The following is a 7,574-nucleotide window of genomic DNA, read 5'->3' as shown; positions in this document are numbered from 1 at the left end:
CCGAAGCCCTCCACCTTGCGCGCCAGCCAGGCCACCGCGGTGACCGGGTTGCCCAGCACCGCATCGGTGCGGCCCTTCGCGACGACCTCACCGTTGCAGTGCAGCACCGCATCGATGCCCTTGACGTCGACCTCGCACGGGGAGACACGCGCCTGGCCCAGCACGAAGCCCGCCGACGACGCGTTGTCGGCGATGGTGTCGCACAACTCGATCTTCCAGTCGGTGATCCGCGTGTCGATCAACTCGATCGAGGGCACCAGCGCCTCGGTGGCCGCCAGCACGTCCTCCTCGGTGCAGTCGGCCCCCGGCAGGTCGGCGTTCAGCAGGAAACCCACCTCCACCTCCACCCGCGGCCACAGATACCGGCTCGCCCTGACCGGGGTGTCTTCGAACAACTGCATCTCGTCCAGCAAATGCCCGTAATCCGGCTCGTCAACCCCCATCATCTGCTGGATCGCCTTCGACGACAGGCCCACCTTGTGCCCCAACACCCGAGCCCCCTCCGCGACCCGCTGACGGATATTGATCAGCTGAATCTCATACGCGTCCACAACATCAATGTCCGGGTGAACAGCGGTCAGCGGAGCGATCGGTGAGCGGCTCCGCTCAGCCTGCGCCAACTGGACAGCCAGCTGGTGGCGTAATTCCCTGCTAAGCACGAGAACTGGTTCCCTCAGCATTTGCAGGTGAAGTCATTGCCTTGGCGTCCATCCCGCCGAGTGGGCCGGTCCCGATCTCGGCGTTATGGGCATGCGCGAAGTGGTGAAGACCGAAGACAGCGTCCATGCCATTGCGTAATCCCATGTGGTCTTCGCATTGGTTGACCGCCCGCTTGGCCAGCGCGAGCCCGAATTGGGGCATCGCCGCGATACGCGTTGCAAGGCCGAAGGTTTCACCGCGTAGCTGCGACCGTGCGACGACCCGATTGACCATACCGATTTCGTAGGCGCGCTGCGCGCTGAACCTCTCACCTGTGTAGAGGATCTCCTTGGCAAACCTGGGCCCGAGCACCCAAGGGTGTGCGAAGTATTCGACGCCCGGAATACCCATGCGCACAACGGGATCGCTGAAGAAGGCATCATCGGCGGCCACGATCAGGTCACAGGCCCAGGCGAGCATCAGACCACCGGCCACACACGCGCCTTGCACCATCGCAATAGTGGGCTTCGGGATTTCGCGCCACCTTCGGCACATCCCAAGATAAACCTCTGTCTCCCGCGCAAAACGTTGGTCGCCGCCTGGCTTGTCGACGTGGTCCCACCACAACACCGCCCGATTTTCATAGCGCACGTTGTGGTCACGTTCGGGGGTGCCGATATCGTGACCGGCGCTGAAGTGCTCGCCGGCACCCGCTAACACGATCACCTTGATTTCGTCATCGTTCACTGCGCGCCTAAACGCAGCATCCAGGGCGTAGGTCATCGCCGAATTCTGCGCATTGCGGTAGCGCGGACGGTTCATGGTGACCACAGCGACTCCGGAGGTCACTGCATAGGTGACCACCTCGTCTACATCAGGCGTGTCCATGTTGATGCCTTCCGTCATCACGCATTCCGGTTCTGACCATCATCAGCGCAGTCGGCCCGCAGACAGGTGGTCGGTGTCCATACACCGGGAGTCATCTCGCTCACAGCTGATAGATCCAAGCCGGCCGCTCAGTGCAGGGCTGTCCACGCAACTCGGAACGTCCCGACTGTCGGGACGGCCGATCCGGTACAAGCACCCTGATCCCGTAGCTTCAACGCTATGCGCTACTCATGCCGCTTCGAGCGGACATGCGCGGCGCCAGCGCCGGTCGTCTACGACTTGCTCACTGACGTCGCGCGATGGCCGCAGTGGTTAGACGGTGTACGGACCGCCGACTGGGAGTACCCAGGAACGGCCGGCTCCCGGATAGGGGCTATCCGCCGAATCATGTTGAGAGGCTTAACCATGCGGGAGAAGGTCCTCATTGCCGATCGGCCGCACCACCACGCCTATGCCATCCTGTCGGGAATCCCCGTCACCGATCACCGCGCCGATGTCCACATATCCACGACCTCTAGCGGATCTCGCATCGTGTGGAAGGCAACGTTTCGCCCACGGTTCCCGCTCACGGGACCGCTGATCTGGCTGATGCTGCGCGCGAGCATGCCCACGATGGTGACCGCTCTCGCCCGGGGAGCCGAAGCGCAGCCGACGTAGCCACCGTGCCGGTGATCATGGATTGCAACTGTCTCGTCTACAGGATCAAGATGGCCCAAAGCCGTGTACCGCCAGCTTCCTTGGTCGTTACACGCGGCCCGATGACGGGCTGGGTTCGGTGCCCCACTGGCGGCCGGATCCAGGCCGTTGTCTTCGCATCGCCGATCACCGCTACCGACACCTGCGGACCGGTGACCGAGAGTCGTTGATGTTAGCCACTCGCCGCGCACGGGAAAACATTAGGCTGCACGATCTACATGCGCACCAGGGTGAACGGGTACGTGTAAGTTCCCGCCGGCGACCCGTTACAGCCCGAGGAAAACGAGGAGTCCAACGAGCCAGCAAGCGTGGACGCATCCCATGCGTAGACGTCGTGCGTGGGTATCACGGGCCCGTAGTAGATGTCACCACAGCGCAGACCGTCGGGAACGTCGACACTCAAGGTATAGCGGCCATCGGCGAATCGAGCGCTGCCGTTGTACTCGAATGCCTTGGCTACCGGTTGGGGTATCGCGCTCACGCTGACACAGTCACCGCTGCACGACGAAATCGCCCAGATCCAGGTATGGAAGTCGTACCTGCCGGTGATCAAAAGCTGGTAATTGCCGGTTCGCATCTCCGCGTGGGCCACGGGCGCGAGCCCTAAGGCCGCCGGCGCCAGGCAGATGCCCAGTATGAGCGCCTTCACGTTCGTTCCATTCTGCTTGGGGCCGAGGATCAGACAACACGCCGTTACCCACCGCAATCGCGGACTGCTCTCGGCGGGGCCGCTGGGTTCGGCTCACATATGCGAGCCGCCGTCGACACGGACTTCGGTACCGGTGATGAAATAGGCGTCGGGAGAGCCCAGCATGGCCACCACGGCGGCTACGGCGTCCGGTCTGGCGAAGATCGCGCCGTCGGCCAGTGGAAGCACAGGCTGAACCTTGCCGAACAGGGAGAAGTCGACGTCAGCGGGCAGGCCCGGACCGATGCTCTGCTTCGATTCTCCTGTGCCATCAGTCATTCCGGAGGAAATCGATCCCGGCTGCACCGAGTTGAACCGGATTCCCTCTTTGCTGAACTCCATGGCCAACGCATGTGTCATCGCCTGAATTCCGCCCTTGGAAGCGGCGTAGGCCGACATATACGGGTGAGCAAAGGCCGCCGAGGTGGAGCTGAAGTTGACCACCGCTGGACCGACGCCCTCGCGTAGGGCCGGGATCGCCTCGCGGGTCATCAGGAAGGTGCCGACCAGGTTGATGCGGAGTACCTGCTCAAAATCGGCCGCGGTGGTGTCCAGGAAATGGGCTGAGCGCAGAATCCCCGCCGCGTTGACCAACGTGTCGAGACCTCCCAGCGCTGCGAGCGCCCGGCCGACACCGTCGCGGACGGACTGCTCGTCTCCGACGTCCAATGTCACCGTGGTGAGTCGGTCCGCATGCGTGTCGGCCTTGGCCACCGTGTCCTTCAACCCGGACTCGCTGATGTCGGCGGCCACAACTCGTCCGCCTTCCTCCAGCACGCGCAGCGCAGTTGCCTGTCCGATGCCTGAGCCACCCCCGCTGATCAAGACGCGGCGATTCGCATATCTCTGAGGACTGTTCACAACGGGGATGGTGCTCCGCGGAAGCGGCAATGTCAGCCGCATGTCCCGGTGGGTGGTCCTCTCCTCGGCGGGAACGGCCCGGTATGGACCCGGCTCGGGTGCCCTCGCGCGGGATCCGCAGCGATGGATAGGCGTCCCGGTAAGCGGGACATCGTGTGGTCCACGTCTCACCCGACTGGGAGGGTTCTGCTCGACGCAGCCCGGACCGATGTGGTGCAAGGCGTGACCCGAGCTGCGATGTCTGCTGTCGACGAGGTGAAGGAGCCACAGCCGGTGATCACGAAGGCGCCCGACCGTTGGTCGCCGGGGCTTTCGTCGTTTGGCGCCAAGCTGGCCGGGCCCATGCAGGCCATCGGGGGGCTGGCCGCGATGGCGGCCGATGCCGCGAAGTTCGCTGTCCGCAGGCCGTTTCAGGGACGAGAGTTCTTGGACCAGTCGTGGTTCGTCGCGCGCGTCTCGCTGATGCCGACGCTGCTGGTAGCCATTCCGTTTACCGTGCTGGTCAGCTTCACGCTCAATATCTTGCTGCGCGAGCTGGGTGCAGCCGACCTTTCGGGGGCGGGTGCGGCCTTCGGGGCGGTCACCCAGGTCGGTCCCCTGGTCACTGTGCTGATAGTGGCCGGCGCCGGCGCCACGGCGATGTGCGCCGATCTGGGCTCGCGCACCATCCGTGAAGAGATCGACGCTTTGGAAGTGTTGGGAATCAATCCCGTTCAGCGCTTGGTGACCCCGCGCATGCTGGCGTCGGGACTGGTGGCACTGCTGCTCAACAGCGTCGTCTGCATCATCGGCATTCTGGGTGGCTACACGTTCTCGGTGTTCGTCCAGGACGTCAACCCGGGTGCATTCGCAGCGGGCATCACGCTGCTGACCGGGGTGCCCGAATTGATCATTTCCTCGGTCAAAGCGCTGCTGTTCGGTCTGATCGCCGGCCTGGTGGCCTGCTACCGCGGGCTGACGATCACCGGTGGCGGCGCCAAAGCTGTGGGCAACGCCGTCAACGAGACGGTGGTATACGCGTTCATGTCGCTGTTTGTCATCAACGTCGTGGTGACGGCTATCGGTATCCAGATGACGGCGAAGTAGGCAGACGGTGACACTGCGAGCGGCATATCCGGGCCTGACCCGAGAAATCAACAGACCGGTCACCGCGCTGGCCGGCATCGGTGACCACGTCGCGTTCTACGGGAAAGCGATCGCCGGGGCACCGTTTGCGGCCACCCGCTATCGGCGAGAAATCATCCGCTTGATCGCCGAAATCAGCATGGGCGCTGGCACCCTGGCGATGATCGGCGGGACAGTGGTCATCGTCGGGTTCCTCACCTTGGCGACGGGTGGGACGCTGGCCATCCAGGGATACAGCTCGCTGGGCAATATTGGCATCGAGGCGTTGACCGGCTTTTTGGCCGCGTTCATCAACGTCCGTATCTCGGCGCCGATTGTCGCCGGCATCGGCTTGGCAGCCACCTTCGGCGCCGGCGTGACCGCCCAACTGGGCGCCATGCGCATCAATGAGGAAATCGATGCGCTCGAAAGTATGGGGATCCGCCCCGTTTCGTACCTAGTGAGCACACGGATCGTCGCCGGGATGCTGGCGATCACGCCGCTGTACTCGATCGCGGTCATCTTGTCGTTTGTGGCCAGCCAATTCACCACCGTGGTCGTGCTGGGGCAATCCGGGGGGCTCTATGGTCACTACTTCTCGACGTTTCTGAACCCAACCGACCTCTTGTGGTCATTTCTGCAGGCGATCCTGATGGCCTTGGCCATCCTGTTCACCCACACCTACTACGGCTACTTCGCCAGCGGGGGACCCTCGGGTGTCGGGGTCGCAGTGGGCACTGCGGTGCGCACTTCCCTGATCATCATCGTGTCGGTCACCCTGCTGGTTTCGCTGGCCATTTACGGCGCCAACGGCAATTTCAACTTGTCGGGCTAGGGGAAGAAAGCTGATGTGGAACAACGCTGTTCGCCCCTTGCTGGGGCTGGCCACCGTCGGTGTGATCGGCGCGATCGTCGCGGCCACCATCGTGTTGTTCGAAGGCGGTGCCATCGAGTCGGTGCCGGTCACGGTGCTGTCGCCCCGGGCGGGACTGGTGATGAACCCCGACGCCAAGGTGAAGCTGCATGGTGCACAAGTGGGCAAGGTCTCCTCGATCGACAACCTGCCCGACGGCCGGGCCGCGATTCACCTGGCGATCAACCCATCCTGGCTGCATCTGATTCCCGCCAATACCGGCGTCGACATCGAATCCACGACCGTCTTCGGGTCGAAATTCGTGCAACTCATTCCGCCGCCCGATCCCTCCCCCCAGTCGCTGAAGGCGGGCCAAATCCTTGACTCCGAGCATGTCACCGTCGAAATCGACACCGTATTCGAGCAATTGGTGTCGGTGTTGTCGCAGATCGAACCCGAGAAGCTCAATGAGACCCTTGGCGCCCTCGCGCAAGCGTTCAGCGGCCGCGGTGACAAACTCGGACACACCTTGGCCGATCTGGACACCCTGTTGACCAAAATCGACCCGAGCCTGACCTCCCTGAGCCACGAACTCTCGGTGGCCCCACAGGTGCTCAACGCCTACGCCGACGCGGCCCCCGACCTGGTCAAGACAACGCAAAATGCGACCCGGCTGAGCGACACCGTGGTCGACCGGCAGCGTGATCTGGACACCGCGCTCATCAGCGCGATCGCGCTGGCCGACATCGGAAACGACGTCCTGGCCGGCAACGCGCAGGCGTTCACTGCCGTCCTTCACCTGCTGGTCCCCACCACGAACCTGACCAACAAATACAACCAGGCCATCACCTGCGCCCTGGCTGGCCTCAAGCCGCTGGCCACCGGTCCGCCCCTGCCCGTGCCGGGTGTCCTTTTGCTGGATTCATTTCTGCTGGGCACCGAACGCTACCGTTACCCGCAGAACCTCCCCAAGGTCGCGGCGACGGGCGGTCCGCAATGCATGGGACTACCGGACGTGGGCTTCGGGCACCGCCCGCCCTACCTGGTCACCGACATTGATGCCAACCAGGCGCAGTACGGAAATCAGGGAATCCTGTTGAACTCCAATCGCCTTAAGCAATGGCTGTTCGGACCGATCGACGGGCCGCCGCGCAACACCCCACAGATCGGGATGCCGGGATGACGGGCTCGGTTGGGACGACCGTCAAGTTGGGGGTGTTCGCGGTGGTGACCATTGTGCTGACGGCCGCCCTGTTCGCCATCCTCGGGCAGTACCGCACAGGTTCGACATATGGCTATTCCGCGGTGTTCAGCGACGCCTCCAGCCTGAAGACCGGTGATTCGGTGCGTGCCGCCGGGATCCGGGTCGGCACAGTCAACAATGTTGCGCTGCAATCGAATAACGCGGTGCTGGTGAGTTTCGACGCGAACCGCGAGGTCAGGCTCACTACCAGCACGCGGGTCGCCGTGCGTTACCTCAACCTGGTCGGGGATCGCTACCTTGACCTGCTCGACGCGCCCGGTTCCGCCGGGATCCAGCCGCCCGGCTCGCGGATTCCGATAAGCCGCACCGAGCCGGCGCTGGATCTCGATTTGTTGTTGGGTGGGCTCAAACCGGTGATTCAGGGCCTTAACCCTCAATCGGTGAACGCGCTGACCAACTCATTGATCCAGATTCTGCAAGGCAGCAGCGGCGATGTGGAGTCGTTGTTCACCAAGACCGCATCGTTCTCCAACGCCCTGGCCGACAACGGGCAAGTGGTGCAGCGATTGATCGACAATCTCAACGAGGTGGTCGCCACGGTGGCCAAGGACGGCAGCAAATTCTCGGCGACGGTCGAGCGC

General features: G+C 63.4%; 9 protein-coding genes. 5 read left to right on the top strand and 4 right to left on the bottom strand.

Features of this window, described 5'->3' with window-relative positions; translation table 11 throughout:
• Window positions 1-680 (bottom strand): 2-keto-4-pentenoate hydratase (locus A5713_RS23635; RefSeq protein WP_197516463.1); only part of this gene is annotated, 680 nt, incomplete at its 3' end.
• Window positions 652-1,527, bottom strand: a complete 876-nt coding sequence (locus tag A5713_RS23630; RefSeq protein WP_067926347.1) for an enoyl-CoA hydratase — start codon at window positions 1,525-1,527, stop codon at window positions 652-654. The genes A5713_RS23635 and A5713_RS23630, both read right to left, overlap by 29 nt.
• A 219-nt stretch (window positions 1,528-1,746) precedes the next feature.
• Here A5713_RS23630 and A5713_RS23625 point away from each other — a divergent pair, with 219 nt between their 5' ends.
• On the top strand, window positions 1,747-2,184 hold the full coding sequence (locus A5713_RS23625) for an SRPBCC family protein (RefSeq protein WP_067926158.1): 438 nt from the start codon (window positions 1,747-1,749) through the stop codon (window positions 2,182-2,184).
• A 253-nt stretch (window positions 2,185-2,437) separates the two neighbouring features.
• Here the strand turns inward: A5713_RS23625 and A5713_RS23620 are convergent, their stop codons facing one another.
• Window positions 2,438-2,872: a hypothetical protein gene (locus A5713_RS23620; RefSeq protein ID WP_231980640.1), complete on the bottom strand. Its 435-nt coding sequence runs from the start codon at window positions 2,870-2,872 to the stop codon at window positions 2,438-2,440.
• 93 nt (window positions 2,873-2,965) lie between these two features.
• The gene (locus A5713_RS23615; RefSeq protein ID WP_067926161.1) at window positions 2,966-3,772 is read right to left on the bottom strand and encodes an SDR family NAD(P)-dependent oxidoreductase; all 807 of its coding nucleotides are present in this window, start codon (window positions 3,770-3,772) and stop codon (window positions 2,966-2,968) included.
• A gap of 237 nt (window positions 3,773-4,009) precedes the next feature.
• On the opposite strand from A5713_RS23615, the gene A5713_RS23610 reads away from it, so the two are divergent.
• The 4 genes from A5713_RS23610 to A5713_RS23595 all read left to right on the top strand — a co-directional run.
• Window positions 4,010-4,858, top strand: a complete 849-nt coding sequence (locus A5713_RS23610; protein ID WP_067926164.1) for an ABC transporter permease — start codon at window positions 4,010-4,012, stop codon at window positions 4,856-4,858.
• Window positions 4,859-4,865: 7 nt separating this feature from the next.
• Entirely contained in the window at window positions 4,866-5,711 is an 846-nt protein-coding gene (locus A5713_RS23605) for an ABC transporter permease (protein ID WP_067926167.1), read from the top strand.
• Between the two features lie 13 nt (window positions 5,712-5,724).
• Window positions 5,725-6,912, top strand: coding sequence for an MCE family protein (locus A5713_RS23600; RefSeq protein WP_068098580.1), 1,188 nt, complete (start codon window positions 5,725-5,727; stop codon window positions 6,910-6,912).
• A partial coding sequence (locus A5713_RS23595) for an MCE family protein (protein WP_068098579.1) occupies window positions 6,909-7,574 on the top strand: 666 nt, incomplete at its 3' end. The genes A5713_RS23600 and A5713_RS23595, both read left to right, overlap by 4 nt.

Origin of the sequence: Mycobacterium sp. E2497 (assembly GCF_001668695.1) — a bacterium.
Taxonomy (GTDB): Bacteria; Actinomycetota; Actinomycetes; order Mycobacteriales; family Mycobacteriaceae; genus Mycobacterium.
Note: the sequence above shows the minus strand (reverse complement) of the source record. Positions and strands in the feature narration are given on the sequence as shown.

What these genes read in the sequence shown, in the direction of transcription:
- A5713_RS23630 (WP_067926347.1), bottom strand. Translation starts at nt 1,527, where the DNA reads ATGGACACGCCTGATGTAGACGAGGTGGTCACCTATGCAGTGACCTCC.
- A5713_RS23625 (WP_067926158.1), top strand. Translation starts at nt 1,747, where the DNA reads ATGCGCTACTCATGCCGCTTCGAGCGGACATGCGCGGCGCCAGCGCCG.
- A5713_RS23610 (WP_067926164.1), top strand. Translation starts at nt 4,010, where the DNA reads ATGTCTGCTGTCGACGAGGTGAAGGAGCCACAGCCGGTGATCACGAAG.
- A5713_RS23600 (WP_068098580.1), top strand. Translation starts at nt 5,725, where the DNA reads ATGTGGAACAACGCTGTTCGCCCCTTGCTGGGGCTGGCCACCGTCGGT.